The 26003-nt window shown below is 73.3% G+C and carries 23 protein-coding genes; 6 read left to right on the plus strand and 17 right to left on the minus strand.

The window, feature by feature from the left end; genetic code table 11:
- Positions 1–34: 34 nt before the first annotated feature.
- A complete protein-coding gene (locus ACFY29_RS00115; protein ID WP_386981867.1) occupies positions 35–778 on the minus strand; it encodes a hypothetical protein in 744 nt (247 codons plus the stop codon).
- Positions 779–794: 16 nt separating this feature from the next.
- Positions 795–1481, minus strand: a complete 687-nt coding sequence (locus tag ACFY29_RS00120; protein WP_386981870.1) for an RNA polymerase sigma factor — start codon at positions 1479–1481, stop codon at positions 795–797.
- 528 nt (positions 1482–2009) lie between these two features.
- Between ACFY29_RS00120 and ACFY29_RS00125 the strand changes: the two genes are divergently transcribed.
- Together ACFY29_RS00125 and ACFY29_RS00130 are read left to right on the plus strand one after the other, a co-directional pair.
- A complete protein-coding gene (locus ACFY29_RS00125) occupies positions 2010–3362 on the plus strand; it encodes a protein kinase (RefSeq protein ID WP_386981873.1) in 1353 nt (450 codons plus the stop codon).
- A 119-nt stretch (positions 3363–3481) separates the two neighbouring features.
- Positions 3482–4744 carry a nucleotide sugar dehydrogenase gene (locus ACFY29_RS00130; RefSeq protein ID WP_386981876.1) on the plus strand — a complete coding sequence of 421 codons (1263 nt, stop codon included), beginning with the start codon at positions 3482–3484 and terminating at the stop codon, positions 4742–4744.
- 83 nt (positions 4745–4827) lie between these two features.
- Here the strand turns inward: ACFY29_RS00130 and ACFY29_RS00135 are convergent, their stop codons facing one another.
- From ACFY29_RS00135 to ACFY29_RS00150, 4 genes are all read right to left on the minus strand, one after another.
- Positions 4828–7308, minus strand: a complete 2481-nt coding sequence (locus ACFY29_RS00135) for an ABC transporter permease (protein WP_386981877.1) — start codon at positions 7306–7308, stop codon at positions 4828–4830.
- 226 nt (positions 7309–7534) lie between these two features.
- Positions 7535–8200, minus strand: coding sequence for a response regulator (locus tag ACFY29_RS00140; RefSeq protein ID WP_386981880.1), 666 nt, complete (start codon positions 8198–8200; stop codon positions 7535–7537).
- Positions 8197–9408, minus strand: coding sequence for a sensor histidine kinase (locus ACFY29_RS00145; RefSeq protein WP_386981883.1), 1212 nt, complete (start codon positions 9406–9408; stop codon positions 8197–8199). The genes ACFY29_RS00140 and ACFY29_RS00145 overlap by 4 nt, the downstream gene beginning before the upstream one ends.
- A gap of 34 nt (positions 9409–9442) precedes the next feature.
- Positions 9443–10144, minus strand: coding sequence for a DUF305 domain-containing protein (locus ACFY29_RS00150; RefSeq protein ID WP_355611284.1), 702 nt, complete (start codon positions 10142–10144; stop codon positions 9443–9445).
- 138 nt (positions 10145–10282) lie between these two features.
- Between ACFY29_RS00150 and ACFY29_RS00155 the strand changes: the two genes are divergently transcribed.
- Positions 10283–11728 (plus strand): LVIVD repeat-containing protein, encoded by a 1446-nt coding sequence (locus tag ACFY29_RS00155; RefSeq protein ID WP_386981887.1) that lies wholly within the window; start codon positions 10283–10285, stop codon positions 11726–11728.
- 97 nt (positions 11729–11825) lie between these two features.
- On the opposite strand, the gene ACFY29_RS00160 is transcribed toward ACFY29_RS00155, so the two are convergent.
- Positions 11826–12824, minus strand: a complete 999-nt coding sequence (locus tag ACFY29_RS00160; RefSeq protein ID WP_386981889.1) for a carcinine hydrolase/isopenicillin-N N-acyltransferase family protein — start codon at positions 12822–12824, stop codon at positions 11826–11828.
- 181 nt (positions 12825–13005) lie between these two features.
- Here ACFY29_RS00160 and ACFY29_RS00165 point away from each other — a divergent pair, with 181 nt between their 5' ends.
- Positions 13006–14235: an SLC13 family permease gene (locus ACFY29_RS00165; protein WP_386981892.1), complete on the plus strand. Its 1230-nt coding sequence runs from the start codon at positions 13006–13008 to the stop codon at positions 14233–14235.
- A 40-nt stretch (positions 14236–14275) separates the two neighbouring features.
- Here the strand turns inward: ACFY29_RS00165 and ACFY29_RS00170 are convergent, their stop codons facing one another.
- From ACFY29_RS00170 to ACFY29_RS00200, 7 genes are all read right to left on the minus strand, one after another.
- Positions 14276–14752 (minus strand): DUF1203 domain-containing protein, encoded by a 477-nt coding sequence (locus tag ACFY29_RS00170; RefSeq protein WP_386981895.1) that lies wholly within the window; start codon positions 14750–14752, stop codon positions 14276–14278.
- Between the two features lie 69 nt (positions 14753–14821).
- Positions 14822–15652, minus strand: coding sequence for a MerR family transcriptional regulator (locus tag ACFY29_RS00175; protein WP_386981898.1), 831 nt, complete (start codon positions 15650–15652; stop codon positions 14822–14824).
- Positions 15653–15729: 77 nt separating this feature from the next.
- Entirely contained in the window at positions 15730–17319 is a 1590-nt protein-coding gene (locus ACFY29_RS00180; RefSeq protein WP_386981901.1) for an asparagine synthetase B family protein, read from the minus strand.
- A gap of 4 nt (positions 17320–17323) precedes the next feature.
- Positions 17324–18292, minus strand: a complete 969-nt coding sequence (locus ACFY29_RS00185; RefSeq protein WP_386981904.1) for a DUF5715 family protein — start codon at positions 18290–18292, stop codon at positions 17324–17326.
- Between the two features lie 178 nt (positions 18293–18470).
- A complete protein-coding gene (locus tag ACFY29_RS00190) occupies positions 18471–19268 on the minus strand; it encodes an isocitrate lyase/phosphoenolpyruvate mutase family protein (protein ID WP_386981907.1) in 798 nt (265 codons plus the stop codon).
- On the minus strand, positions 19265–20308 hold the full coding sequence (locus ACFY29_RS00195) for a cytochrome P450 (RefSeq protein WP_386981909.1): 1044 nt from the start codon (positions 20306–20308) through the stop codon (positions 19265–19267). The genes ACFY29_RS00190 and ACFY29_RS00195 overlap by 4 nt, the downstream gene beginning before the upstream one ends.
- Before the next feature lie 236 nt (positions 20309–20544).
- Complete coding sequence (locus tag ACFY29_RS00200; RefSeq protein WP_386981911.1) at positions 20545–21288, minus strand: ArsR/SmtB family transcription factor; 744 nt, start codon at positions 21286–21288, stop codon at positions 20545–20547.
- A gap of 129 nt (positions 21289–21417) precedes the next feature.
- On the opposite strand from ACFY29_RS00200, the gene ACFY29_RS00205 reads away from it, so the two are divergent.
- Positions 21418–23643 carry a family 43 glycosylhydrolase gene (locus tag ACFY29_RS00205; RefSeq protein ID WP_386981914.1) on the plus strand — a complete coding sequence of 742 codons (2226 nt, stop codon included), beginning with the start codon at positions 21418–21420 and terminating at the stop codon, positions 23641–23643.
- A gap of 65 nt (positions 23644–23708) precedes the next feature.
- Here ACFY29_RS00205 and ACFY29_RS00210 read toward each other — a convergent pair whose 3' ends face one another.
- Positions 23709–23912, minus strand: coding sequence for a hypothetical protein (locus ACFY29_RS00210; protein ID WP_386981917.1), 204 nt, complete (start codon positions 23910–23912; stop codon positions 23709–23711).
- Between the two features lie 147 nt (positions 23913–24059).
- On the opposite strand from ACFY29_RS00210, the gene ACFY29_RS00215 reads away from it, so the two are divergent.
- Complete coding sequence (locus ACFY29_RS00215; protein ID WP_386981920.1) at positions 24060–24893, plus strand: hypothetical protein; 834 nt, start codon at positions 24060–24062, stop codon at positions 24891–24893.
- Positions 24894–24934: 41 nt separating this feature from the next.
- Here ACFY29_RS00215 and ACFY29_RS00220 read toward each other — a convergent pair whose 3' ends face one another.
- On the minus strand, positions 24935–25456 hold the full coding sequence (locus ACFY29_RS00220) for a 2'-5' RNA ligase family protein (protein WP_386981923.1): 522 nt from the start codon (positions 25454–25456) through the stop codon (positions 24935–24937).
- Positions 25457–25465: 9 nt separating this feature from the next.
- A complete protein-coding gene (locus ACFY29_RS00225) occupies positions 25466–25933 on the minus strand; it encodes an Lrp/AsnC family transcriptional regulator (protein WP_355611329.1) in 468 nt (155 codons plus the stop codon).
- Positions 25934–26003: the final 70 nt, after the last annotated feature.

Raw genomic sequence — 26003 nt, forward strand, 5'->3', positions numbered from 1 at the left:
CAGGGCGGAACGAACCGCCCCGCCGGTCGGACGCTCACCGCCGGGCGGGCTCGCCGGTCGATGAAGGCTTGACCTTCGGCGACGTGGTCGGCTCCGCCTCGGGCACCAGCCGCTGGCAGTACGCCTCGACCTCGCCAGCGCCGCCGGCGGCGGTCACCAGGTTCTGGAAGGACTGCGTACGCAGCGCCTTCTCCCGCTGGTCGGGATTCTTGGCCAGCCAGGCGCGGCACAACCCCCGCAGCTGCCCGGCGGGCGGTTTGCCAGCAGCCGACGGGGTGCTGGAAGCGGATGGCGTGCCGGGCGGCGGCGCCACCGACCGGCTGGGCGCGGCGGTGCGATCACCGGACGCGGTCGCCTCGACGTCGGAAGGGCTGAACGACGGGCTGCTCGGCGCCGGTGGCACCGGGTCCGGTGCCCGGTCCAGACGGACCGCGGCGAAGGCGGCGCCCGCGGTGGCGGTGGCCGCCACCGCTCCGATCCAGGCCACCACGCCGGTGGTCGCTCGGCGGCCGTGTGGCCGGCGGGCCACGGTCGGCGCCGGGTTGACCTGGGCGGCCCGGAACGCGGCCAGTGCGGCCTCCTCGCCGGTCAGCTCCCCGGGCCGGGACGGGCCGGCGGCCGCAGCGAGCAGTCGTGCCACCGGGTCGGCCGCCGTGCGCTCGGGGCTGGTCGCGCGGACCTGGGCCGACGCGGCGTCCGGGTCGGCGGCCTGGCCGGCGCGGGTCGCGTCGAGCAGTCGTTCGGTCTCGGCACGATCGGCCCGCCGGTACGGGTTCATCCGGAATCCCCTCACGTCAGCCGTCCGCCGGCTCGGCGCGCGACGTCCGCCGGGATCGAGCGCCGCGATGACGAGGCGGTGGCACCGCCTCGACACCGACCGGCGGCACCGTGCCCTCGGCGTCCACCGGCCGCACCGTGCCCTCGTCACCCGGCGACGCCGCGACCAGGCCCTGCTGTTCCAGTAGGGCGGCGAGCCGCCGCAGACCCCGGTGGGCGGCGGTCCGGACGGCACCGGCCCGGCGGCCCAGTACCCGGCCGGCGGACTCCGCGTCCAGCCCGATCACGGCCCGCAGGAGAACCGCCTCGGCCTCCCGGGGAGGAAGGGTGGCGATCAGTGCCAGGGCGGCCTCGGTGCCGACCGTCTCGCCGGCCCGCTCGGCGGTGTCCGCGTCGTCGGCCAACTCGGCGAGCGCCTGCACCGGAACCGCCACCGATGGTCGGCGACGCAGCCGGCGCAGGTGGTCCATCGCCCGATTGCGGGCGATGGTCACGGTCCAGGCGCGGAACTCACCGCCGGTGAAGTTGGGCAGGTCGCGGGATATCTGCAGCCAGGTCTCCGATGCGACGTCCTCGGCGTCCGTGCCGACCAGGGCGGTCAGGTAGCGCAGCAGGCCGGGCTGGAGGCTGCGGTAGAGGAAGCGGAAAGCGTCCTCGTCTCCGGCCTGCGCCGCGGTGACCGCGTCCGACAGCTCGCCGCTCATCCGGGGACCACGAATCGTCCGGGACATCCCGGCCCGATCCGCTGCGCCGGGGCGTTCCGGACGGCACGGACCGTCGGCCGGATCAGTTCCCGCACCGCACCGCCCTCCGCCGATTCTGATCGCGCCCGGGTCCGCGGTGGCCGGGGCTGGTGGTCTGGACCAGCGCCATGACGGTCGGTTGTCGACGCGCTGTCCCGGGCGGGCCTGAGCCGGGCTAACGCTAGGAGGGGGAGCAACGGGGCGACAAGCTGGCACCGTGTCACGGAAGAGTGACAATTATCAACCGGCTCGGACGGCGCGTTGCCGTAACGCGCGGTGACCTACGGACGCTACGCGCGCCGCGGGACGATTCTCCGGCGTCGTGAGCGAGCGTACGCCGCCGTGTGTCGGCTTTTGTCACACGGCGTCGCTGTCTCGTCACACACCGACCACGTCCACACAGGTCAGACCGGATGGACCGTCGGTATGGACCGCCCGGCCGAGCAACCGTGGCGCGCCGTTCAGCGCCACTCTGGGTACGGTAATGCTGTGTTGTCATCGGAGGTCGTGCTCAGCGGTAGATACCGCCTGGACGAACGTGTCGCCACCGGCGGCATGGGCGACGTCTGGCGTGGCACCGACCTGGTCCTCGGCCGGCAGGTCGCGGTCAAGGTCCTGCTGCCGGCGCTGGTCTCCGACCCCGACTTCATCGCCCGGTTCCGGGCCGAGGCGCGGATCATGGCGGCCCTGCGGCACCCGGGCATCGTGCAGGTCTACGACTGCGGCGAGGACGACCTGCCCGACGGCAGCCGGGCGGACTACCTGGTCATGGAGTTCGTCGACGGCGAGCCGCTGTCCAAGCGGATCGAGTCGGCCGGCCGACTCGACGTGACCGAGACGATGTCGATCGTGGCTCAGGCGGCCCGGGCGCTGAACGCGGCGCACCGCGGCGGCATCGTGCACCGCGACGTCAAGCCCAGCAACCTACTGGTTCACGAGGACGGCACCGTCGTCCTGGTGGACTTCGGGGTGGCCCGCTCCACCAACGTCACCAGCATCACCAGCACCAACGCGGTGCCGGGCACCGCCCTCTACATGGCGCCCGAACAGGCCGCCGGCCGGCCGGTCAGCGGTGCCACCGACATCTACGCCCTCGGCGCGGTCGCGTACTGCTGCCTCACCGGCGGTCCGCCGTTCACCGGCGACAACCCGCTCCAGGTCGCCGTCCGGCACCTGGACGACGAGCCGCCGGAGCTGCCGCACGAGATTCCGGAGGCGGTCCGCGCTCTGGTGTCCCGGGCACTGGCCAAGGATCCGCTCGAGCGGTTCACCAGCGGCGCGGCGATGGCCGAGGCGGCCCGGACCGCGGTGACCGGTGGGGAGCCGCCCACCGCGATGGCGTCGTCGGTCCCGCTGCGCGACGCCGGGCCGGGCACCCGTACCGACGTGCCGGTCGGCGCGGCGGTCGCCCCGGCGGGCGGTCGACGCGGTCGACGGGGCGCGCTGGTCGGCGCGGCGGCGACCGTACTCGTGGCCGTGACCGGCCTGGTGACGGCGCTGGGCGCGGCGAAGAACGCGGACGCCCCGGCGGTCAAGCTGCCCACCACCTCGCCGACCGTGGCGCCGACCGACCAGGTTGACCTGCCGGCGGCGAACGAGCAGATCACGAATCCGGCCCGGCCGGACCGCCCGCACGCCCCCCAGAACACCCCGTCGGCCTCGGTGAGCGCGACGCCGAGCACACAGCCCAGCCAGACGGCGAGCCCGTCGTCGCCGTCGCCGAGCGCCACCACGCCCCCGACGACCGACCCGACGGGCGGCCCGACGACCGACCCGACGCCGGTCGAGCCGACCCCCACCACGAGCCCGACGGTCGAACCAGGGGCACTCTCGGGCAGCTGAGCGGACCGCTGCCGCTCATCAGCCCCACCAGCACCGGTATCACCAAAACGGACTTACGGCACCGAAGACCCCTCTAGGCTCTCAGCAGGTCATTTCCACCATCTGCCGCAGGAGCCCGGGTGAGTGCTGAGAAGCTGGTCGTGATCGGCCAGGGGTACGTCGGACTGCCGCTGGCCATGCGCGCCGTGGAGGCGGGGCTGGACGTCGTCGGCCTCGACGTCGACGCCGACCGGGTGAAGCGGCTCGCGTCCGGCGAATCGTTCGTCGAGGACATCCCGACCGACCGGCTGGGCCGGGCGCTGGGCAGTGGGCGGTACCACCCCAGCACCGAGTACACCGACGCCGAGGGCTTCGACATCTGCGTCATCACCGTCCCCACCCCACTGCGCGACGGAACCCCCGACCTGAGCTTCGTCGAGCAGGCCGGCGTCGGCATCGGCCCGTACGTGCGGCCGGGCAGCACGGTGATCCTGGAGTCGACCACCTACCCGGGCACCACGCAGGAGCTGCTGCGTCCGCTGCTGGAATCGGCCAGCGGGCTGCAGAGCCCCGGCGACTTCCACCTCGGCTACAGCCCGGAGCGGATCGACCCCGGCAACCCGACCTGGCGGCTGGAGAACACCCCGAAGGTGGTCTCGGGCGTGGATCAGGCGTCGCTGGCCCGGGTGGACGGGTTCTACCGGCGGCTCGTGGAGCGCACCGTGCCGGTCGACTCGACCCAGGTCGCCGAGCTGACCAAGCTGATCGAGAACACCTTCCGCCAGGTCAACATCGCGCTGATCAACGAGCTGACCATGCTCTCGCACCACCTGGACATCGACGTCTGGCAGGCGATCGACGCCGCCGAGACCAAGCCGTTCGGCTTCCTGCCGTTCCGCCCCGGCCCCGGCGTCGGCGGGCACTGCCTGCCGATCGACCCGTGCTACCTGTCCTGGCAGGTGAAGCGCCGCCTGGGCCGGCAGTTCCGGTTCATCGAGCTGGCCAACGACGTCAACCACGAGATGCCCGAGCACGTCACGCAGCGGATCATGGCAGGGCTGAACAGGGCCGGCCGCTCGGTCAGTGGTGCCCGGCTGCTGCTGCTCGGGCTGGCGTACAAGAAGAACACCGGCGACATGCGGGACTCCCCCGCGGTCGACGTGGCCCGCCGCTTACAGGCCCTCGGTGCCCAGGTCCACGCGGTCGAGCCGTACGCCGAAGCGCACCAGATCCCCGCCGGAGTGACCGTGGTCGGGCTGACCGAGCGGGAGGTGCGGGCCGCCGACGCGGTGGTGGTGGTCACCGACCACGACAGCTTCGACTACGACCTGGTGGTCCGGCACGCCCGCTACGTCTTCGACACCCGCAACCGGTGCTCCGGCTCGATGGTCGAGCTTCTGTAGGCCCGGCACTGCTGGCCGGTCCCGCCGCCGGGGAAGACGGCGGGGCCGGCCGGCGGCTGTCCGTCCGCGTCGCCGCCCGGTTCCTAGTCGCTGAGCGCCTCGACGACCGGCCGGGACAGCGCCCGGCGGGCTGGCAGCACCGAGGCGAGCAGGGCAGCCAGCACCGCGCCGCCGAGAATCAGCCCGAGTTGGCCGAGCGGCAGCACCACGTGGAAGTCCCCGCCCAGGCGGGCCAGCAGGGCCATGGCGGCGGCGCTGACCCCGGTGCCCAGCCCGACTCCGAGCACCGCGCCGACCAGTGCCACCAGCACCGCCTCCACAGCGAGCATGGCCCGCATCCGGCCCCGGGTCAGCCCGACCGCCCGCAGCACCGCGTTCTCCCGGGTGCGCTCCACCACCGACAGGCTCAGCGTGTTCGCCACGCCGAACAGGGCGATCACCACGGCCAGGCCGAGCAGCGCGGTGACGAAGGCCAGCAACATGTCCACGGTGCCGGTGAGCATCTTCTTGTACGCGCCCTGGTCCATCAGGTTCACCGTCGGGTAGCGGGCCAGCACCGCCTCGATCGCGTCCCGGGCCCGCTCGGCGCTCACTCCGGCCGCGGGGTCCGCCTCGGCCAGGAAGCCCCGCTGGTCGGGAAAGAGCGCGGCGAAATCGGCGTCGGCCATCTCGATGACGTGCCCGGCGGGTGCACCACTGGCGGCCATGGCGGGCGTGTCGTCGGCGACCACCGCGACCACCCGGAACGGGTGCCCCCGGACGGTGACCGGGGAGCCGACCTGCCAACCCCGCGCCTGCGCGAGCTCCCGGTGCACCAGCACCTGACCCGGCCCGAGCCGGCCGACCTCGCCGGCCAGCACGCCGCTCAGCGTCCGGCCGACCAACGCCGGATGGGCGGCGCGGATCTCGATGTCGGCGGCGACCGTGCTGCGCTGCTCGTGCACCACACCCAGCTCGGGACGGGCCGCCAGCTCACCGGCGAGCGCGGCGGGGAGGTTCGAGCCGATTCCGCTGACCACGAAGTCGGTCCCGATCTCGGCGTCCACACTGCGTTCGATGCCGTCCTTGGTGCTGCGTGCGCCGACCACGAACGCCGACACCAGCCCGATCCCGATCACCAGCGCGGTGGCGGTCGCGGCGACCCGACGGGGATTGCGGACCGCGTTGGCCACGGCCAGCCCGGCGGTCACCCCGACCAGACGGCGGACCGGCCAGCCGAACGCCCGGACCAGCGCGGGAACGAGAACCGGCCCGAACAGCACGATCCCGAAGAAGGCCAGCACCCCTCCGACAGCCACCAGCAGCACCTGACCGGCGCTCGCGGCGCCAGCCAGCGCGGCGACACCGGCGGCCAGCACCACCGCACCGAGGGTCAGCCGGAGCCGACCCGCGCCCCGGCTGGGCTGCACCGCGGCGTCGGTGAGTGCGGCCACCGGCGCGACCCGGGTCCCCCGCCAGGCCGGTAGCAGGGCGGCGCCCACGGTGAGCAGGGTGCCCAGCAGCAGGCCGGTCAGTACGGTCGATCCGGTGACGGTCAGCCCGCCGGAGACCGGCACGTCCAGTCGGGACGTCAGCAGCCGAATTCCGCTGGCGAGCGCCACCCCGAGCAGCACCCCGACCCCGGAGGCGACCATCCCGATCACCGCCGACTCCAGCAGGGTGGCCCGGAAGACCTGCCCCCGGGTCGCGCCGACCAGTCGCAGCAGCGCGGTCCGCCGGGTGCGCTGAGCCAGCACGATCGCGAAGGTGTTGGCGATCACGAAGCCCGCCACCACCACAGCGACCGCCGCGAAGATCATCAGCACCATGGTGAACGTGTCCAGGTCACGAACCGCCTCGTCGACGGCGTCGTCGAGGATCTGCTGGCGGCTCCGCACGCTGGTGTCGGCGCCGGCGGCGGCGCGTACCCGGTCGGCCAGTGCGGTGGCGGAGGTGCCCGGCCGGGCCGCCACCATGATCCGGCCATATCCGCGCTCGCCGGTGACCGCGAGCGCGTCCGGCCCGACCAGCCCGATGAACGGACCGCCGACGTCACGTGTGGTGCCAGCCACGTCGACGGTCCCGACCAGGGTGTACGGGCGGGCGGCGCCGCCGGTGCCGCCGATCTGGACCGGGGCGCCCAGGGCGAAGCCCTCCTCGGCCACCGTCGGCGCGTCGAGCACCACCTCTCCGGCGCGGTCGGGCAGTCGGCCGGCGACCACGTCGTACGAGCGCAGGGCGTCCTCGGTGGGAATGGCGACGAGCACGGTGAAGCCGAGCACCGGCCGACCGTCGGCGCCGACGATGCCGCCGGTGTTGGTCAGTTCACCGGCCGCGGCGGCCACCCCGTCGAGAGCCCGGACCCGATCGACCAGGCTGGCGGGCAGCGGTTTCGTACCGGTCGGATAGACGCCGAGGTCGGTGTGTCGGTCGAAGGTGCCGGCCCGGTCGTACGCGCCGGCGCGCATCCCGTCGACGAAGATCAGAGTGCCGGCGATGAACGCGACACCGAGCACGACGGCCAGCGCGGAGAGCAGCATGCGCAGCGCCTCGGCGCGCAGCGAGCGCAGAGTCAGGCGGATCATCCCGTCACCGCCCCGCATTCCAGGTCACGGGTGGTGACCGCGACGCCGGTGCCGGCGTGGGTGGAAGGTGCGAGGGACACGTGGGCTCCCCGGTGGAGGTGCGGATCGGACCCCTCCGACGCTATGGCCGGCGCGGGTCGGTCGATCTCCACCTGCGCGCTCGACCTGTGTGCGTCCCGGGTCGCGGTGTGCCCGCCGGCCGGTACGACTCAGGTCGTACGGTGGGTCACCCGCCGGGCGTGACCAGCCCGCTCTCGTACGCCAGCACCACCGCCTGAACCCGGTCGCGCAGGTGGAGCTTCGCCAGGATCCGCCCGACGTGGGTCTTCACCGTCGCCTCGGCCACGTGCACCCGCGCGGCGATCTCCGCGTTGGACAGCCCCTGCGCGACCAGCAGCAACACCTCGCGTTCCCGCTCGGTGAGCTGCGCCAGCCGGGGGTCGGCGGTCGGGCCGGCACCGAACTGGCCGGCGAACCGGTCCAGCAGCCGCCGCGTGATCGACGGCGCGACCACCGAATCGCCCTCGGCCACCACCCGGATCGCGGCCAGCAGCTCCTCCGGTGGGACGTTCTTGAGCAGGAAGCCGCTCGCCCCGGCCTGCAGCGCGGCGAACGCGTCCGCCTCGGTGTCGAAGGTGGTCAGCACCAACACCCGGGGCGGACCGGCCGGGCGGTCGGCGCAGAGCCGCCGGGTCGCTTCGACCCCGTCCATGGTCGGCATCCGGATGTCCATCACCACCACGTCGGCCTCGGTGCGGGCGAGCACGCGCAGCGCATCCGCCCCGTCGATGGCCTCTCCGACCACCTCCAGGTCGGGCTGGGAGTCCAGCACCATCCGGAACCCGGCGCGTACCAGCGCCTGGTCGTCCACGATCACCACCCGGACCGTCATGCCGCGATCACCTCCGTTGCGCTGTCCGACGGTAGCGGTAGCCGGGCCTCGAGCTGCCAGCCCCCGGCCAGCCGAGGGCCGGCGGTGAGGCTGCCGTCGTACACCGTCACTCGCTCCCGCATGCCGAGCAGGCCGTGACCGCCGGACGGCGCCGGGCTGACCACGGGCCGGCCGCGACCGTCGTCGAGCACCCGGACCACGACGGCGTCGGCGGCGTACGTCAGGGTCACCTCGACGCCGGCACCGACGCCGGCGTGCTTGAGCGCGTTGGTCAGCGCCTCCTGCACGACCCGGTAGACGGTCAGCTCCAGCCCCGGCGGCAGCGCCGGCGGCTCGCCGTCGACGGTGTGCCGGATGCGCAGCCCGGCGTCACGGAACCGGGCCAGCAGGTCGGGCAGCTCGGTCAGGGCCAGCCGGCGGTGCTCCGGGTCCGCGGCCACCACCGAACCGCCCGCGCCGGAGGGACCAGCGTCCCGCAGGACGCCGACCAGCCGGCGCATCTCCTCCAGGGCCTGCCGGCCGGTGTCCGCGACCACCTTCACCGCCGTCCGGGCCTGCTCGGGGTCACGGTCAAGCATGAAGCGCGCCCCGTCCGCCTGGACGATCATCACGGCCATGCTGTGCGCCACCACGTCGTGCAGCTCGCGGGCGATCCGGGTGCGTTCCTCGGCGACCGCCGCCCGCGACTCGGCCTCCCGTTCGCGTTCGAGGGTGCTGGCCCGCTCCTCCAGGCTGAGCACGTAGAGGCGGCGGGTTCGCACGTTCAGCGCGACCAGCCAGACCGCGCCGGTGACCAGCGCGTACCACAGCGCGGTCACCCACCAGCTGATGAGGCCCGGCGTCTGCGCGGCGGCGAGCAGTACGCCAACGGCGGCGACCGCGCCGGCGAGCACCCCGTCGCGCAGCCGCTGGCCGTACTTCACCACGCTGTAGAGCGCGATCAGGACGGCGACGTCGTAGGCGAGCGGACCCCACTGTGCGATCACCTGGACCAGGGCGAGTGCCGCGATCACCACGGTCACCGCGCTCGGGTACGAGCGGCGGAACAGCAGGGCCACCGCCATCCCCACGCCGACCAGGGTGGCCGCCCACCCGCCCGGCTGGTTCACGGCCCCGGGCAGGCCGAGGAGCGCCACCGCACCGGCGACGGCCACGTCGAAGGCGATGCCGCGCAGCGGGCGACCGAACATCGTGCGTCTCACGGTCACCCAGCGTACGTGCCGGATGGCCGAGCCCTCCCGCTCAGCCGGCGAGGACCTCGCGCATCCGGTCGATCTCGACGGTCTGCTCGGTGGCGACCGAGTTGGCGAACTCGCTGAGTGTCAGGTCGGAGCCGACCTTGAGCAGGTTGGTGGCCATCTCGATGGCACCCTCGTGGTGTTCGGTCATCATCCGGACGAAGAGCCGGTCGAAGTCGGCACCGTGGGCGGCGGCCAGTTGCCGCATCGCCTCCGGTGACTGCATTCCGCGCATGCTGCCGTGGTCGTGCCCCGGGGCTTCCGCCGGGAGGCCACGGGTCTGCAGCCAGCCGCGCATCATGCCCATCTCCGGGCCCTGGCTGGCCCGGATCCGGTCGGCGAGGGCGCGGATGGTCGGGTTGGCGGCCCGGTCGGGCGCCAGCTGCGCCATCTCCAGCGCCTGCGCGTGGTGCGGGATCATCATCCGTACGAACCAGACGTCCAATGAGTTGTGCGGGGCGGGGCCGGCGTCGCGGACCTCGTGGGCCGCGCGGGTGGACGCCGACTCGCCCGGGCGGCCGGGCGCGATGACGGTCAGGTCGGTGGGAACGGGGCTGGCCGTCGGCGCGGTGGCGGTGGGCGCGGAGACCGGCTGCGCGGCGCGCGTCCCGGAGTCGTCCCCTGTGCGGACAACGACGAACGCCACCAGCGGCAACAGGAGCGCCAGTGTGACGATCGCCAGGGTCCGTGCGCGCCGACTGGTCATGGGCCACTCCCTGGGGTCGAGGTCATCGCGATGTTATCCATTGAGGAAGACGATAGGATGTGACCCAGGTCACATCGATGCTCTTCGTCGGACGGTAATGTGCCAACCATCGTCTCCCCCTTGCGAAGGGCCTCGCCGATGATCAGACTCCACATGCCACGGTTACGACAACTCCGGATCGTGGCCCTCGCCGCCACCGGCCTCCTCGTCGCCAGCGTCCTCGTCGCCCCGGCAAGCAACGCGCAGGTCGTGACGCAGTCGGCCCCGGTGGCCGCCGCTGCGAACACGATCCCCGGCGTCGACGAGATCGTGAGCAGCCCCAACCTCCGCCAGATCGCCAACGTCCCCAAGGTCGCACCGCTGGACGCGACCAACAGCGACATCGCCTTCCAGGGCAAGTACGCCTTCGCCGGCAACTACAACGGCTTCGTCATCTACGACATCTCGCGCCCCAACGCGCCGACGGTCAAGTCCCGCGTGCTCTGCCCGGGGTCGCAGAACGACATCTCCATCCACGGCGACCTGCTCTTCCTCTCCACCGACTCGTCCCGCAGCGACGACTCCTGCAACAGCACCGCGCAGGGGGCGAACGTGAAGGAGTCGTGGGAGGGCATCAAGGTCTTCGACATCAAGGACAAGGCCAACCCGCGCTACATCAAGTCCGTCGAGACCGCCTGCGGCTCGCACACCCACACCCTGGTGCCGGGCAAGGACCGCAAGGCGATCTACCTGTACGTCTCGTCGTACAGCCCGCGGGCCGAGTTCCCCGACTGCCAGCCGCCGCACGACTCCATCTCCATCATCAAGGTGCCGCTGAAGAAGCCCACCGACGCGGCCGTGGTCTCGACGCCGAACCTCTTCCCGGATGGCGGTTTCCCGGGCAGCGGGACCGGCTCGGCGACCACCGGTTGCCACGACATCACCGCCTACCCGGAGAAGGACCTGGCCGCCGGTGCCTGCATGGGTGACGGCATCCTGCTGGACATCCGCAACCGGGAGGCGCCCCGGGTGATCAACCGAGTACGGGACACGACCAACTTCGCGTTCTGGCACTCGGCCACGTTCAACAACTCCGGCACCAAGGTGATCTTCACCGACGAGCTGGGTGGCGGTGGCGCGGCGACCTGCAACGAGGCCATCGGCCCGAACCGTGGCGCGGACGCCATCTACGACATCACCGGTCACGGTGACGCCCGGAAGATGAACTTCCGCAGCTACTACAAGATCCCCCGCAACAACGCGGACACCGAGAACTGCGTGGCGCACAACGGCTCGCTGATCCCGGTGCTCGGGCGGGACATCATGGTCCAGGCGTGGTACCAGGGCGGCATCTCGGTCTGGGACTTCACCGACTCGGCCAACCCGAAGGAGATCGCCTTCTGGGAGCGCGGTCCGCTCTCGGCCGACACGTTCGTCGGCGGTGGCACCTGGTCCGCGTACTACTACAACGGACACATCTACTCCAACGACATGGTGAAGGGCCTCGACGTCCTGGAGCTGAACGACTGGCGCACCTGGACGGCGAAGCTGGTCAAGTACAAGGAGCTCAACGTGCAGACTCAGCCCAGCTACCTGAGCTGGTAGGCACCGAGCACTGATCTGGTAGGCACCGCGCACGACGCCGGGCCCGGTCCCCGATTTCGGGGGCCGGGCCCGGCCACGTTCCAGCGGGTACGGCGAATCAGCTCATCGGCAACTGGTAGCGCCGCTCGCCGCCGCCGGTGGCGGTGACCAGCCGGACCTCGCCGCTGCGCAGGCCGTACGTCACCGACCAGCGGGTGTGCCCCTGCCGGACGGAGGCGAGCACCCGGTGCGCGGCGGTGGCGTCCAGCACCCCGCCGGCCTGGCTCAGCGCGGCGGCGATCTGCCCGTACCGGTGGTCCTCGCGGCGCCGCTGCTCGGAGACCCCGGCGACCGGCACGTTGGTCAGCGCCTGCCAGCCACCCGTGCCCCGCTCCACCCGCAGCTCACCGTCGACGAACTCGATCACCGCCGACGCACCGGTCGCGTCGGCCAGCAGGTAGTGCAGCGCCGGGCCGCCGTCGAAGTCGAGGTTGTGCCGGCTGAACACGGCCACCGCCTCGTCGAGCGTGGCAGCCCGGTCCAGCACCAGCCGCAGGATCCGCACCGAGCCGACGGTGGGCTTGCCCGGGTCGGCGCGGACCGTTGCCGCGTCGTCCGCGGCCAGCCCCACCGCGAGGCCCCGCTCGTTCATCCCGTCGAACGGCAGCAGCGGCGCGTCGAGCAGCCGACGGTCACCGGTCGGGTCCGCGCCGACCCCGAGGTAGGAGATGTCGACCAGCGAGATGGCCGCGTAGCCGTCCGGCGGATCGGTCCGCAACACGAGCGCCGGGTTGGCATCCCAGTCGAAGTTGCGGGCGAACAACGGTCGGGCCGGGTCGCCCGCGGCGACGAACAACGAGCAACCGAACGGGCTGGACGGGGTCGCGTCGGTGCCCGCCGTCGGGTCGTACGCCCCGACGTAGGTCATCTCGTACAGCGGTAGGTCGTCCACCCGGCGCAGACTGGCCATGGTCCGCTCGGCCTGGGCCGCGTCCTGTCGCGAGGCGTTCGGCATGTCGTCCGGCACCGAGTTGGGCGCACCACTGGGCCCAGCCGTGGTGCAGGAGGTCAGGGCAAGCAGTAGGGCCATCGTGGCGGCCGGCAGGGTCCTCCGCATATCCGTTGGACGCTATGGGACCGATCGACGGTTGTCCACCGCACCGGTGCGGTCTGTCGGGTTCCCCGCACCGGGCCACCCCGACGGGCCGGAAGGGCGCCGGCCCCGCGCTGGTGGGGCTGGTCACCACGACGGGTCCAGCGCGGGCGGCGGGCCGGACATCATGCGAACGTGGTCCGACGTGAAGCTAGCCGCCGCCGACGCGCCACCCGCCCCGCCCGAGCCGACCGCGCGCTGGCGTCCCCACCCGCTCGATCTGGTGGCGGTCTTCCTCGCGGTGGCCGGGGCGGCCTGCGCGGTGAGCGGGCTGCTGCCCCGTGCCGAGACCAGCGACACCCTGCACCGGGTCCTGCCGCTGCTGCTGTTCCTCGGCACCGTGATCGTGCTGGCCGAGCTGACCGCCGTGGCCGGGGTCTTCGACGTGCTGGCCAGCCGGCTGGCCATCGCCTCCCGGGGCAGTTGGACGGCCCTGTTCCTGCTCTGCGGCGGCCTCGCCACGCTGACCACCCTCGTGCTCAACCTCGACACCACCGCTGTGCTGCTCACCCCGGTGCTGCTCGCGCTGGCCCGCAGCCTGCGCGTCCCGGCCGGCCCGCTCGCGGTCACCACGGTCTGGCTGGCCAACACCGCCAGCCTGCTGCTGCCGGTGTCCAACCTGACCAACCTGCTGGCCGCCGACCGGGTCGGTCTGGCCCCCTTGGCGTACGCGGCCCGGATGGCGCTGCCACAGCTCGCCGCCGTGGCGGTCACCATGGTGCTGCTCTGGTACGCCTGGTGGCGGCGGGACCGGCCGGCCGGCGGACGCTTCGTTCCGCCGGCCCGCCACGTGCCCGCCGATCCGGTGCTGCACCGCACCGCGCTGGCCGGTTGTCTGCTCTTCGTCGCCGGCATCGTCGCCGGAGTGGAGATCGGCGTCGCCTCCACCGTCGCGGTCGCACTGGTGCTGCTCGGCTTCGTCGTCCGCTCCCCCGCCACGCTGCGCCCAGGTCTGGTGCCGTTGCGGCTGCTGCTCTTCGTCACCGGCCTGTTCCTGGTGGTGCAGACCCTCGGCCGGTACGGGCTGGACGACCTGGTCGCCGGTCTGCTCGGCGCCGACGGCGGTGCCGCCGGGGCGGTGCGTGCCGGCGGGACGGGCGCCCTGCTGGCCAACGGGGTGAACAACCTGCCGGCCTACCTGGCCGGAGAGTCGGTGCTGCCGATCGGCGACGAGACCCGTCTGCTGGCCCTGCTGATCGGTGCCAACGTCGGCCCACTGGCCGCCCCCTGGGCGTCGCTGGCCACCCTGCTGTGGTTCGAGCGGTGCCGGGCGGCCGGGGTGGCGGTGCCGGTGACCCGGTTCGTGCTGACCAGCATCCTGCTCGCGGTCACCGGCACGCTCGCCGCGGTCGGCGCGCTGCTGCTGGTGAGCTGAGCACCGACCGCCCGACCGATCGCGCCGCCTCCGGCCGACGTCACCCGGCGGTCCGCTCCACGGCGAACATGAAGCAGCCGTACACCACGTTGCGGCTGTGCAGCTGGTGCACCGCCGGGTCGGCGAACAGCTCGGCGATCACCGCCTCGGGGTCCGTGCCGTCGTGCAGCCGACCGCCGTGGATCCGGCCCTGCCGGTCGTACGCCCGCAGGACCTGGGGTCGCCCCCGCCAGGCCGGCGGGTGGCTGCCCGCGGAGTCCGGGCCTGGGCAGGCGGTGGCGTGCGCGAAGACCGGGCCGATTTCCCGGTACGGGCCGGCGGCGCCCGGCGGCGGGTAGCCGAAGAGCAGCAGCACCTCCCCCTCCTCGGCATCGCGCAGGCAGCAGCGCAGCGGTTCTCCGCCACCGGCCAGGCGCGCCTCGACGGGTTGGTCGGCGGCGTCGCGGCCGGTGCGGCGGACGGTGTCGAGCGCCGCGGCCGGCAGGGCGTGGACGTGGAACGTGGTGCTGTTCGTCATCCATCCAGCCTGGCCCGGCGACGGCGTGGATGCTGGCGGCGATCGGACCTGGCGCTGGGCGGTCCCCGCTCAGTCCCGGTACACGGCGAGCTGGAGTTCGGTCACGCCCTTCTCCGGGGTGTCCTGGCAGTAGTCCAGGTACACCTCGCGGGCGAAGCCGTCGGTGCGGTAGCCGTTCTCCTCGATCCACCGGGCGAGCGTCTGCATGCTCTGTTCGACGTCGTCCATCGCGCCGTGGTGGATGATCGTCGCGGCGGTGGCCACCGCGGGCAGGTCGACCACGGCGACCTCCCCGTCTGTTGACGCCTCGACCGCGACGGTGACCCCGGCGTGCACGACGACCGCCTCGCCGCCGGCCGCCGTGGCCGGCTCGTACCAGGCGATGGCGGGCCCGGCCGGGTGGATGCCGGCGGCGTCCAGGCGGCGGAACAGCTCCGGGTAGAGCGGCTGGATCACCGGACCGATGTCCTCGGTCTGGTAGCTGGGCGCGACGGCGGTCAGCTCCGCGACGCGGACCGCCGTGGTCTCCTTGAGTACGACGTCCTGGGTTGTCATCGTTCCCTCCGACTCGATCGTCCGGAGCCTCGCCTCGACGGCCGCCAACCGGGCGGTGTCCGCCGCCAGGCGGGCCGCCAGCTCGGAGCGGCGCAGCCGCAGCATCCCGCGCAGCTCGGCGACGTCGACGGCGTCGTCGAGGATCGCCCGCACCTGATCGAGGGTGAGACCCAGATCCTTGAGGGCGATCACCCGGTTGAGCCGGCGTAGCTGGTCCGCGCGGTAGAACCGGTAACCGGTGTGCGGGTCGACGCTGGCCGGGCGGAGCAGCCCGATGCTGTCGTAGTGGCGCAACATCCGGACCGACACCCGGCCGAGTCTGGCGAAGTCTCCGATGGTGAACATGGTCCCCCCACGCTCGTCCCTGACACCGTGTCAGAGTCAAGCGGCCCGTACCTGCCGGCGGTGCGGCGGGGCACCGCTCAGCGGCGGGCCGGACGGGGGCCGACCAGCCGGCGGACCACCGGCGCGGCGTTCCACTTCGCCGCCCCGACCAGATCGCGGGCATGCTCCAGCACCGTGTAGTCCGGCCGGGTCAGCCCGTCGGCGATGGCCCGGTCCAGGTCGTTGCCGCACCGGGTCAGCACGGTGTCGAAGTCGCGACGGACCGGCTCCAGCAGGTCGTAGCCGAACGAGCGGTGCAGCCGGGCGAAGAGCGGCTTGTACAGCCGGACCCGCTCGTGCAAACCCGAGGAGTACGACATCGGGTTCTTCGGCCGACGCCGGATGTAGTCCGGCAGCACGTCGGCGAAAGCCCGCCGGACGATCCACTTGTCCTGCCCCTCGCGCAGCTTCAGCTCCAGCGGCAGCCGCATCGCCAGCTCCACCACGCTGAGGTCGAGGAACGGCACCCGAGCCTCCACCCCGTGGCCCATGGCGGCCCGGTCGACCCGCTGCAACTCGGTGCGGCACAGGTTGCGGATGCGGTGCAGGAAGAGCCGACGGGACGCGGTCGGCCCGACCTGGTGGTACATCGGGTACCCGCCGAACAGCTCGTCGGAGCCGTCGCCGGTGAGGACCACCTTGACCCCCAGGTCACGCAGTCGCCGGAAGATCGGCACCGAGATCACCGCGTTGATGATGTCGCCGTACTCGGTCAGCTCGGAGATCCGGATCGCCTCGCGCACGTGGGCGAGCCGGATGTCGCGTGGGCGCAGCTCGATCACCTCGTGCGGCACGACGAGGTCGGCGGCGAGCCGCCGGGCGTACGTCACGTCGGGGCTGTCCGGGACGCCGACGGTCACCGCGACGCAGTCCGGGTGCATGTCCCGCACCTGCCGCAGCGTCAACGAGCTGTCCAGGCCGCCGGAGAGCACCACCCCGACGGTGAGGTCGGTGTCCACCCGCATCCGGATCGCATCGGTCAGCGCGGCACGGACGAGCAGGGCGGCCTCGTCCGGGTCGTCGATGACCGGCAGCCCGTCGCCGATGGTGAGCAGGTCGACGAACGGGTGCAGCCGTACGTGCCCGTCCGAATCCGCCCAGCCGTGGTGCCCGGGTGGCACCTCGTTGACCGGGACGCCGTGCCCGACCAACGCCTTGACCTCGGAGGCGAGGTGCAGGCAGCCGGGTCGGCGGGACCAGTACAGCGGCTTCACCCCGAGCGGGTCGCGGGCCACGTACGCCCGCCGGGTGGCACGCTCGACGACCGCGAAGGCGTACTCGCCGCGCAGCCGGGTCACCGCCGCTTCGCCCCACTGCTGGAACGCGGCGAGCAGCACCTCGGTGTCACTCTCGGTGCGGAACACCTGCCCGAGTCGGCTCAGCTGCGCGCGCAGCTCCCGGTGGTTGAAGATCTCGCCGTTGAAGCAGAGCAGCCAGCGCTCGTCGTTCGACGTCCACGGCTGCACCGCCCGCTCCCGGTCCACCACCCGCAGCCGGCGGGTGCCGGCTAGCAGCCCGTTCTCGGACCGGGTCTCGGTGACCTCACCGCGGGAGGCGAGGACGGCGAGCATCCGCCGGAAGGTCGTCGGGTCGGCTTCGGGGCCGATGCTCAGCGCGATACCGCACATCGACTCAGACCCCCATCTCGGACTCGTACGCCCGGCGCAGCCGACGCCGGGCGGTGGGCGCGAGACACAGGTGCCAGGCCTGTCCCTCGTCGATCACGTTGAGCTCGCCGGCCTCCTGCCGGGCCAGCAGCAGCTCCGCCAGCGTGTCCCGCGCGCCGAAGCGCTCGTACCAGGCGAGTTCGACGTCCATCGAGTAGCCGAGGCAGTGCCCACTGGGCAGCATCGCGGCGTAGCCCAGCCGACGCAGCCGGTACTGGTGCTCGGTGCTGCGGACCAGGCTGGTCACCCAGAGTGGCGGGGTGACCGGCGGCGCGGCTGCGGCGAACTCCCGTCCGATGTCGTTGAGCAGCGCCACCACCTCCCGCCGGGCCCGCCGGAACAGCAGCCCGGCGGTGCGTGGGGTGGCGTCCGGCCGCAGCCGGCGACGTATCCCGCGCGCGGCCCGGCCCAGCACGGTGGAGGGCTGCTCCTGGTAGCGGAAGCACAGCAGGTCACGGCGGCGCAGCCATTCCAGGTCGACGAGGTCGTTGCTGCCGTTGACCTGGTCGTCGGTGACGAAGGTGGGAGCGTCCTGCCACCACAGCACGTCGATGCGGGAGAGCAGGTAGATCCGGACCAGCGCGGTGAGGTCCCGCGCCGAGGTGCGCTCGTTCGGCTGGTAGCGGGCCATCTCCAGCAGCAGCGTCTCGCGCGCTCCGATCAGACCCTGCGGCGTGGCGTCGAGCACCGCGGCGAGCGCCGGTTCGCGCAGCCGCTCATCGATGAGCACCTGTCGGGCGCGGGTGCTGGTCGCGTCGGCCAGGGCGCCCACCTCGACGAGCAGTTCCGCGACGGCCGTCCGGTAGGCGGCCAGATCCGGATCGGTGGCGGGAAGGCGGCGAGGAGTGGTGCCGGACGGCCGGCGGCGGGCCGGGGCGGTGGGCGATACGGGCGGGCCGGGCTGCTGTCCGGGGCTACGGCTGGGCACTCGCATGACGGGGGTCCCTTTCTCCGGTCACGACTCTCGGTGGATCGCCCTAAACACACCGTAATCAGCGGGACCGGAATGGACCGAACAATCCTCCTATCCGCCCCGAAGGGAGCGGGCTGGTTGACGGCCGGCAGGCGCGTCGCGCGGTGACGAACCACCGCCGAGGGCGGGGCCGGGCCCGTCAGTCGCCGTCCGCCGCCACCAGGCCCTGCACCTCGGCGTACGACGGCAGACCCGGCGACGCGACGAACCCGTCGGCACGGGCCGCGTCGGCGGTCTCGACCGCGGCGGCCAGCGCGGCCCGGAACAGCAGGGAGCCGGTGCTGACCCGGGCCACCCCGGCCCGGCCAAACTCGTCCAGTCCCGGCCCGCCCGGTTGGTACAGCGCGTTCAGCGGCGCGTCGATCCGCTCGGTGAGCACCCGCAGGGTCGGCAGGTCGACGGTGCCGGGCACGAAGATTCCGTCGGCGCCGGCGGCCCGGTAGGTCCGAGCCCGGGCCAGGGTCTGCGGCAGCGGGTCGGCCACCCCGAGCCACCAGGTGTCGGTGCGGGCGTTGACGAACAGGTCCGGCACCGCCGCCTTCACCGCCGCGATCTTGTCGGCGATGCACTCGGGATCGGCCAGGGTGCCGTCGGCGCGCCCGTCCTCCAGGTTGATCCCGACGGCGCCGAGCCCGGCCAGCTCCGTCACGTACCCGGCGACCGCCGCCGGGTCGTCGGCGAACCCGGCCTCCACGTCGACGGTGAGCAGCACCGACAGCCGGGCGAGCCGGCGGGCCAGGGCCAGGGTCTCCGCGCCGGTGGCCGCCACGCCGTCGGGTCGCCCTGCTGCCGCGGCGACCCCGAGACTGGTGGTGCCGATCGCCGGATGACCGCGCGCGGCGAGCGCCGCCGCCGAGGCGTGGTCCCAGGCGTTCGGCAGCAAGAAGGGTCGGCCGGCGTGGTGCAGGGCGCGGAACGCCGCACGGCGGTCGGTCATCGGGCGGTCACCTCCAGGATCGTCGGAACGCGCAGGGTCGGATGTGGCCCGTGGCGCAGGTCGGCTTCGGTACGCCGGCAGCGCTGGCGCAGCACGCCGAGCACCCCGGTGGCGAGGGCCAGGGCGTGCCGGTCACCCGGGCAGCCGCGCTCCCCCGCGCCGAAGGTCAGCAGCTCCGCGGCGACCCGGTCGGGTCGGAACGCCTCCGGATCGGCGAACGCGCGCGGATCGCGGTTGGCCGCGTCGAACCGGAGCAGCACCGCGCTACCCGGCGGCAGGTCCTGCCCGCCCAGCCGTACCCCGGCGGTGGTGACCCGACGGGTGGCCCGGACCGGCGGGTCGAGCCGCAGTACCTCGGCCAGCAGTGCGGCGGTCCCCGAGCCCGCCGGGTCACTGACCGGCCGGCGGGCGGGTGGGGACAGCAGGTGGTGGGCGGCGGCGCCGATCAGGCCGGCGGTGGCGTCGCACGCCTGGACCAGCAGGCCGATCAGGTTCGCCCGTACCTCCGGCGGGGCCGGCGCCGAGAGCACGAGCAGCGCCGCCACCGCCCGGTCGGCCCGACCGAGCAGCGCCGGGTCGACGCCGGGGTGGTACGCGGCGGCGACGGCCTCGACCGCCGTCCCGGCGGCGGCCGGATCGCCGAAGCCGAGCCGGCCGGCCAGCACCCGCAACGGCACCGGCCTGGCCAGTTCGCGCATGACGTCGAGGCGGTCTCCGGCCCGGTCCAGGGCTGCGGCGGTCAACCCGGCCGCCTCCTGCCGCAGCTCGTCCGGATCCAGCGCGGCCAGCGCGGTCACCCCGATCGCCCGGCGCTCGGCGTGCCGCTCCGGCGGGCTGAACCGGCTGACCGTGGCGCGCAGCCAGGCGAGGGTGCCGGGCGGACCGGTGTCGACGGCCGGCACCCGGAAGGCCGGGTCGGTCAGCGCCGTCCGGACGTCGGCGTGCCGCATCACCCACCAACTGCCGTCAGGTTCGAAGGTGGGCGGCCCACAAGCCGGCGTCCCGGCAGCGGGCGGAACAACAGGCCAGGTGTCAGTCACCGCCCGACGTTAGAACCCCGACCGTTCGCCCCCCACCGAACAATGCCCGGCCCGCGCCGCGCCGAACCGCGCCACCCCGGCCCGCGCCGCACCGGTCCGCCCACCCGGCGCCGCGCCGAACCGCGCCGTACCGCCAAGATCGTGCTCGATCCTGGATTTGGTGGCCTCCGCGCGCGCCGAGGCCACTAAATCCAGGATGTTGCGTCCGCCGCTTCCTCTGACGCGGCGGCCGGGGGTCAGGCGCGGCCGCTGGTCGGTGTCGGGGGTTGGGTGGGGGTGAGGGCTTCTTCGGGGATGGCCAGGGTCGCGGCGAGGGCGGGCCGGCCGGTCGCGGTGAGGCGGACCGCGCGGCCTGCGCCCGGGGCGGTCCAGCACAGCTCGGCGAAGCGCCGGCAGAGCGCCGTGCCGAGCGCCCCGGCCAGGTGCGACCGGCGCTCGGTCCAGTCCAGGCAGTCGCGGACCACCGGGCGTCGGGCGGTGCGCAGCACGTCCACCGGTACGCCCAGCCCGGCGGCCCACGCCCACCCGTCGGGGGTCAGCGTCAGTCCGCTGGCCCGGTCCAGCCGTCCGTCGGCCAGCAGCGCGTCGTACATCAGCACGCCGAGCCGCCCGGCGAGGTGGTCGTAGCAGGTCCGGGCGTACGCCAGGGCAGCTCCGGTGCTGGCAGCGCGCAGCGACCCGGTTGGCGCGGGTGGGGCCGGGGCGTGCCCGACCAGGTTCTCGATCAGCTGGGCCACCGACGGCCCGGCCAGCCGCAGGTAGCGGTGCCGGCCCTGCCGCTCCTCGACCAGCAGCCCGCCCCGGACCAGCCGGGTGAGGTGGTCGCTGGCCGTGGACGGCGCGACCCCGACCCGCCGGGCCAGCTCGCCAGCCGTCCAGGCCCGGCCGTCGAGCAGCGCGAGGCAGATGCCGGCCCGGGTGCCGTCGGCCAACAGGGCGGCCAAATCCGCCATCCCCCGGCCCTCGGTGACTGCGCTCATCGCCCCATCATCGCCCCGACCCGGTGCCGCGCGGGCAACCGGGGTGCGGATGTCCAGCCCTTTACAACGTTGTATCCATCGTTGTAAGAACGAGGGCACACACCGCCCACTCCCCCGAGGCAGGTCCATATGCGACACCTCCGCCGCGGCGGCGCGCTCGCCGCCGCGCTCGGCCTGATCCTGGCCGCGTCCCCGATCGCTCCCGCTGCCGGCTCCGACAGCCCGTCCCGCTACCGAAATCCGATCTCCGCCGCCGTGGGCGACACCTTCGCCGACCCGGTCATCGTCCGCGGCGACGACGGCTTCTGGTACGCCTACGGCACGACCGACCCGCTGCGCGAGGGTGAGCGCGAGTTCCATCGGGTGCCCACGGCCCGCTCGGCCGACCTGGTCGACTGGACGTACGTCGGGGATGCGTTCGGCCCCGACCAGCGCCCGCCCTACGCAGCGCCCGGCGCGGCGTACTGGGCACCGGACGTGCGCCGCCTCGGCGACCGGTGGGTCATGTACGTGACGGTCACTGACACCACCGTCTCCACCGAGGGCAGCGACTACGCGATCGGCGCGGCCACCGCCCCCAGCCCGACCGGCCCGTGGACCTTCGCCACGGAGCCGGTTGTCGCCCCGCGCCCCGGCGGCGGTGGTGGCTACCTGTGGACCATCGACCCGAGCCAGTTCACCGACGTCGACGGCCGCAGCTATCTCTACTACGGCAGCTACTACGGCGGCATCTCGGTCACCGAGCTGAGCCCGGACGGGCTGACCGCGGTCGGCACGCCGACCCTGGTGGCCGTCGACAACAAGTTCGAGGGCAGCTACGTGCTGCGCCACGACGGCTGGTACTACCTGTTCGCCTCCACCGCGAACTGCTGCGCCGGCCCGGCCACCGGCTACTCCGTCCAGGTCGGACGGGCGCGCACCCCGCGCGGCCCGTTCACCGACCGGGACGGCGTGGCGCTGACCGCCTCCCGGGCCGGCGGCACACCGGTGCTCACCCAGAACGGCAACCGGTGGATCGGCACCGGCCACAACGGGTTCCTCACCGACCTGTCCGGCCAGGACTGGATCGTCTACCACGCCATCGACCGCGCCGACCCGTACCTGGACGAGCCGTTCGGCATCAACGAACGCCCGATGTTGCTGGACCGGCTGGACTGGATCGACGGCTGGCCGACGGTGAACGCCGGCGCCGGGCCGTCCGAGGGCACCCGACCCGCACCGGTGACCGCCGGCCCGGTCGACGACCGGTTCGACACCATAGGGCTGGCCGGCTGGCGACGTACCGCCGGCGAGTGGCGGGTCGCCGACGGTCGGCTCACCGGCAGCGGCGCGCTGACCAGCCGTACCACCGTGGGCGGAGACGTGCGGGCGGAGGCCGACCTGCGGCTCACCGGCGCGGCCGCCGCCGGGATCACCCTCGGCGACCGGGTCGAGATACGGGTGGACGCGGCCGGCGGCCTGCTCGTGGCCCGCGACGGCGACCGGCGTGCCACCGCGCCGCTGCCCGCCGGCTTCGCCTCGGCCGACCAGCACAACCTGGCCGTCGAGGTACGCGGCCGGAGCCTGGTCGCCGAGCTGAGCCCGGCCCGGCTCGGTGACCAACTCGCCGTCGTGTCGCTGCGCCTGGACCGCCCGATTGCCGGCCGGCCCGGGTTGACCGCCACCGGCGGCGCCGCCGAGTTCGACAACGTCAGCGTCGCCCGGCTGCACGAGCCGGCGAAGCGGGCGGTGCCCGAGCCCCGTGTCGGAGCGCCGCTACGGACGTACTCCGACGAGTTCAGCGACGGGCTGGACGCCGCCTGGCGGTGGGTACGCGAGGACCCGGCGGCGACCGTCTCCGGTGGCGCGTTGCGCTGGCCGGTGCAGGCCGCCGACCTGACCGGCACCGGCAACACCGCCGGTGTGCTGCTGCGCGACGCGCCCAGCGGCGACTACGTCGCCGAGACCCGGGTGACGCTGGATCTGGGCGAGGAGACGGTCCGCAACTACCAGCAGGCCGGGCTGGTCGCGTACGTCGACGACGACCGGTTCGCCCGGCTGGCCCAGGTGGCGATCTGGAACACCCGGCAGGTCGAGTACGGCTATGAGCTGCCCTTCGCCGGCCAGCCGGTGTACGGCGGCAGCATCGTCGGCACCCCGGCCACCACTACCTGGCTGCGGCTGGCGCACCACGTCGACCCGGTCACCGGGGAGCACGAGTTCCGGGCCGGGTCCAGCCGGGACGGGCGTACCTGGACGTGGGGTGCGGTGTGGACCTTCCCGGCCGACACCACTCCCCGGATCGGGCTGGTCGCGCACGGCGGCGCCGCGCCTCCGGTGACCGCCGAGTTCGACTACCTGCGCTTCTACCGCTGAGGCGTGCGGAGAGGTCCCCGGCGTTGTACCGGGGACCTCTCCGCACCGTCGCGACTCCGGGTACCTCAGCGAGCGTGCCGCTCCGCCGCGGCGTGCCACCAGCCAGGTGGGGTCGGCCCGGTGACCGCCGCGGTCGGCTGATCGGGATGCAGCCCGAGGCGCCGCAGAGCGGCAGCCTCGATACGGACCTGGACCCAGCCATGCCAGTGCCCGTCCGGGCCGATGCCGCAGGCAAGGTCCCAGTAGATGTCGCTCGACCCGAAGGGCATCCAGTCGATGCCCCGGTCACGCAGTCAAGCGCGGGCGGCAGCCATCGGCTGCGGACACCCAGGTGTGTTCTCATAGGCCGCGATGGTCACCCAATCGGGGTACGGAGCGTTCACGGCCACCATGATGCCTGACTGAGGAGCCCAGGAGTGCACGTCAGCATGGCGACCAGCGCCGGTCGGGCCGGCCGGGCGAACGAGGACTTCTTCGGCGCTGTTCCCGGCGCGGCCGTGTTGCTGGACGGCGCCGGTATCCCGGGAACCGAGTCGATCTGCTCCCACGGTGTCGCCTGGTACACGCACCGTCTCGGCGGCGCGCTGCTCGGCCGGCTGTCACGTACCCACGGGCGAGACCTCGCGGCGATCCTCGCCACGGCGATCGGCGAGATAGCCGCCGACCACCGGGGCACCTGCGACATCACGAACCCGAGCAGCCCGCAGGCGACCGTTCTGATGGTCCGCGCCCACCAGGACCGCCTGGACTACCTCCTGCTGGCGGACTCCTTCCTCGTCCTCGACCAAGCCAGCGACGGCCCGCAGGTCATCACCGACGAACGTGAGGTGACCACCAGGCGCATCTGCTCCGCGCCCCTCAACGGCCTTTCCAGAGGAACACCGGAGTACGACCGCATCCGGGACTCCTGCGCCGAGGCGCTGCGGGCTCGCCGCAACCAGCCGGGCGGCTACTGGATCGCCAAGGATGATCCGCACGCGGCGTACGAAGCGGTGACCGGCAGCCGCCCCCTTCACGAGCTGGACGGCGTCGCGCTGCTCAGCAACGGCGCCAGCCGCATCGTCAGCCCGTACGGCCTGACCGACTGGCCCGGGGTACTGCAACTGCTCGCCACGAACGGGCCGGCGGACGTCGTCCGCCGCGTCCGACAGGCCGAAGCCTCCACGGGCCCGAACGCGCCGGTCCCGGACGACGCCACCGTTGCGCACTGGACCCACCTGCCGCGCTCCGAGGCCAACGACCTGTCGTAGCCAGCAGTTGATGCCCGCATGGACCGGACGGTCGCGGGAGATCAGCGTTGCTGGCGGATCAGCGGCGTCACGGTCCGGTCCGTGCCGTCGTAGCTGCGGCCCGCGACGAACGTGCCCGTCGGCCTTTGACCGCCAGCGACGGCGCGGGCGAGCCGCAGGTCCGCGTTGCGGAACCGCAGCGCCAGGCTCAGGTGCGGCACCCACGCACCCGGCGCGTGCCACGGACGATGTCCGGCGGCGTCGGTGAGCACGTCCCACACGGCAGCGTGCAGCGTGGACAGCGCACGCGTGGGTCGGACGAGCCAGACCAACGGCGCGCTGCCGTCGAGAACGACGACGCGGTCGAGCGTGACCGGCACCGGCAGCGCGGCGTCGAACAGCTCGGCCAGGCGATGCTCGGCGCCGGGCGGGAACTCGTCCATCGCCGCGAGGGTGAGGTGCGGCCGGTTGGTCGGGTGGATGTTGCGCGCCAGGCTGGGCAGCCCGGCCGCGGCCAACCGGTCCCAGGCGGTCCGGACCGCGTCGTCCAGCTCCACCGAACAGATCAACTCGACCGTACGCACCCCCGCACGCTAGCCCGGCTGCGGTTCGGTGCTCCCATCGAGGACGCTCACCGGACGTTCGAAGAATGTCTCGAGCACGACGATGGTCTGGGTGCTGGTCACTCCGCCGATGTCGAAGATGCTGCGGAGCGCCGCCTGCAGGTCTTCGGTGGTCGCGGTGCGGATCTTCACCAGCAGCGAGGCCGCGCCGGCGATGATGTGCGCCTCCTGGATGCCGGGTATGGCCGAGAGCGCTTCCCGTGTGTCACCCATCCACGTGTTGCCGTCGACCATCACGAAGGCCGACACGCCGCGCTCCACGGCGGCCGGGTCGACGTCGATGGTGGTGCGGCGGATCACCCCGCGTTCGCGCAGCTTGCGCACCCGTTCGTGCGCCGAGCCGGCGGACAGACCCACCGCCTTCCCCAGCGCGGCGTAGGACTGGGTGGCGTCGTGCTGCAGGCACGCCAACAACGCTCGGTCGATGTCATCTACCACGAAGCCGCTCCCCGAGATGTGATCTGCCCAGTGCGCCTGTTGACCTTATCAGGTTCGGCGCGACTAGGAT

The sequence above is a fragment of the Micromonospora sp. NPDC000668 genome, from assembly GCF_042897975.1.
In the GTDB taxonomy this organism is placed as follows: domain Bacteria; phylum Actinomycetota; class Actinomycetes; order Mycobacteriales; family Micromonosporaceae; genus Micromonospora.

Bases quoted from the DNA above. Each gene is read 5' to 3' on its own strand.
- ACFY29_RS00150 (WP_355611284.1), bottom strand. From the start codon at position 10,144: ATGACCAGTCGGCGCGCACGGACCCTGGCGATCGTCACACTGGCGCTC.
- ACFY29_RS00175 (WP_386981898.1), bottom strand. From the start codon at position 15,652: ATGTTCACCATCGGAGACTTCGCCAGACTCGGCCGGGTGTCGGTCCGG.
- ACFY29_RS00115 (WP_386981867.1), bottom strand. From the start codon at position 778: ATGAACCCGTACCGGCGGGCCGATCGTGCCGAGACCGAACGACTGCTC.
- ACFY29_RS00205 (WP_386981914.1), top strand. From the start codon at position 21,418: ATGCGACACCTCCGCCGCGGCGGCGCGCTCGCCGCCGCGCTCGGCCTG.
- ACFY29_RS00185 (WP_386981904.1), bottom strand. From the start codon at position 18,292: ATGCGAGTGCCCAGCCGTAGCCCCGGACAGCAGCCCGGCCCGCCCGTA.
- ACFY29_RS00180 (WP_386981901.1), bottom strand. From the start codon at position 17,319: ATGTGCGGTATCGCGCTGAGCATCGGCCCCGAAGCCGACCCGACGACC.
- ACFY29_RS00120 (WP_386981870.1), bottom strand. From the start codon at position 1,481: ATGAGCGGCGAGCTGTCGGACGCGGTCACCGCGGCGCAGGCCGGAGAC.
- ACFY29_RS00160 (WP_386981889.1), bottom strand. From the start codon at position 12,824: ATGCGGAGGACCCTGCCGGCCGCCACGATGGCCCTACTGCTTGCCCTG.
- ACFY29_RS00210 (WP_386981917.1), bottom strand. From the start codon at position 23,912: ATGCCCTTCGGGTCGAGCGACATCTACTGGGACCTTGCCTGCGGCATC.
- ACFY29_RS00135 (WP_386981877.1), bottom strand. From the start codon at position 7,308: ATGATCCGCCTGACTCTGCGCTCGCTGCGCGCCGAGGCGCTGCGCATG.
- ACFY29_RS00170 (WP_386981895.1), bottom strand. From the start codon at position 14,752: ATGACGAACAGCACCACGTTCCACGTCCACGCCCTGCCGGCCGCGGCG.
- ACFY29_RS00190 (WP_386981907.1), bottom strand. From the start codon at position 19,268: ATGACCGACCGCCGTGCGGCGTTCCGCGCCCTGCACCACGCCGGCCGA.
- ACFY29_RS00155 (WP_386981887.1), top strand. From the start codon at position 10,283: ATGATCAGACTCCACATGCCACGGTTACGACAACTCCGGATCGTGGCC.
- ACFY29_RS00140 (WP_386981880.1), bottom strand. From the start codon at position 8,200: ATGACGGTCCGGGTGGTGATCGTGGACGACCAGGCGCTGGTACGCGCC.
- ACFY29_RS00200 (WP_386981911.1), bottom strand. From the start codon at position 21,288: ATGAGCGCAGTCACCGAGGGCCGGGGGATGGCGGATTTGGCCGCCCTG.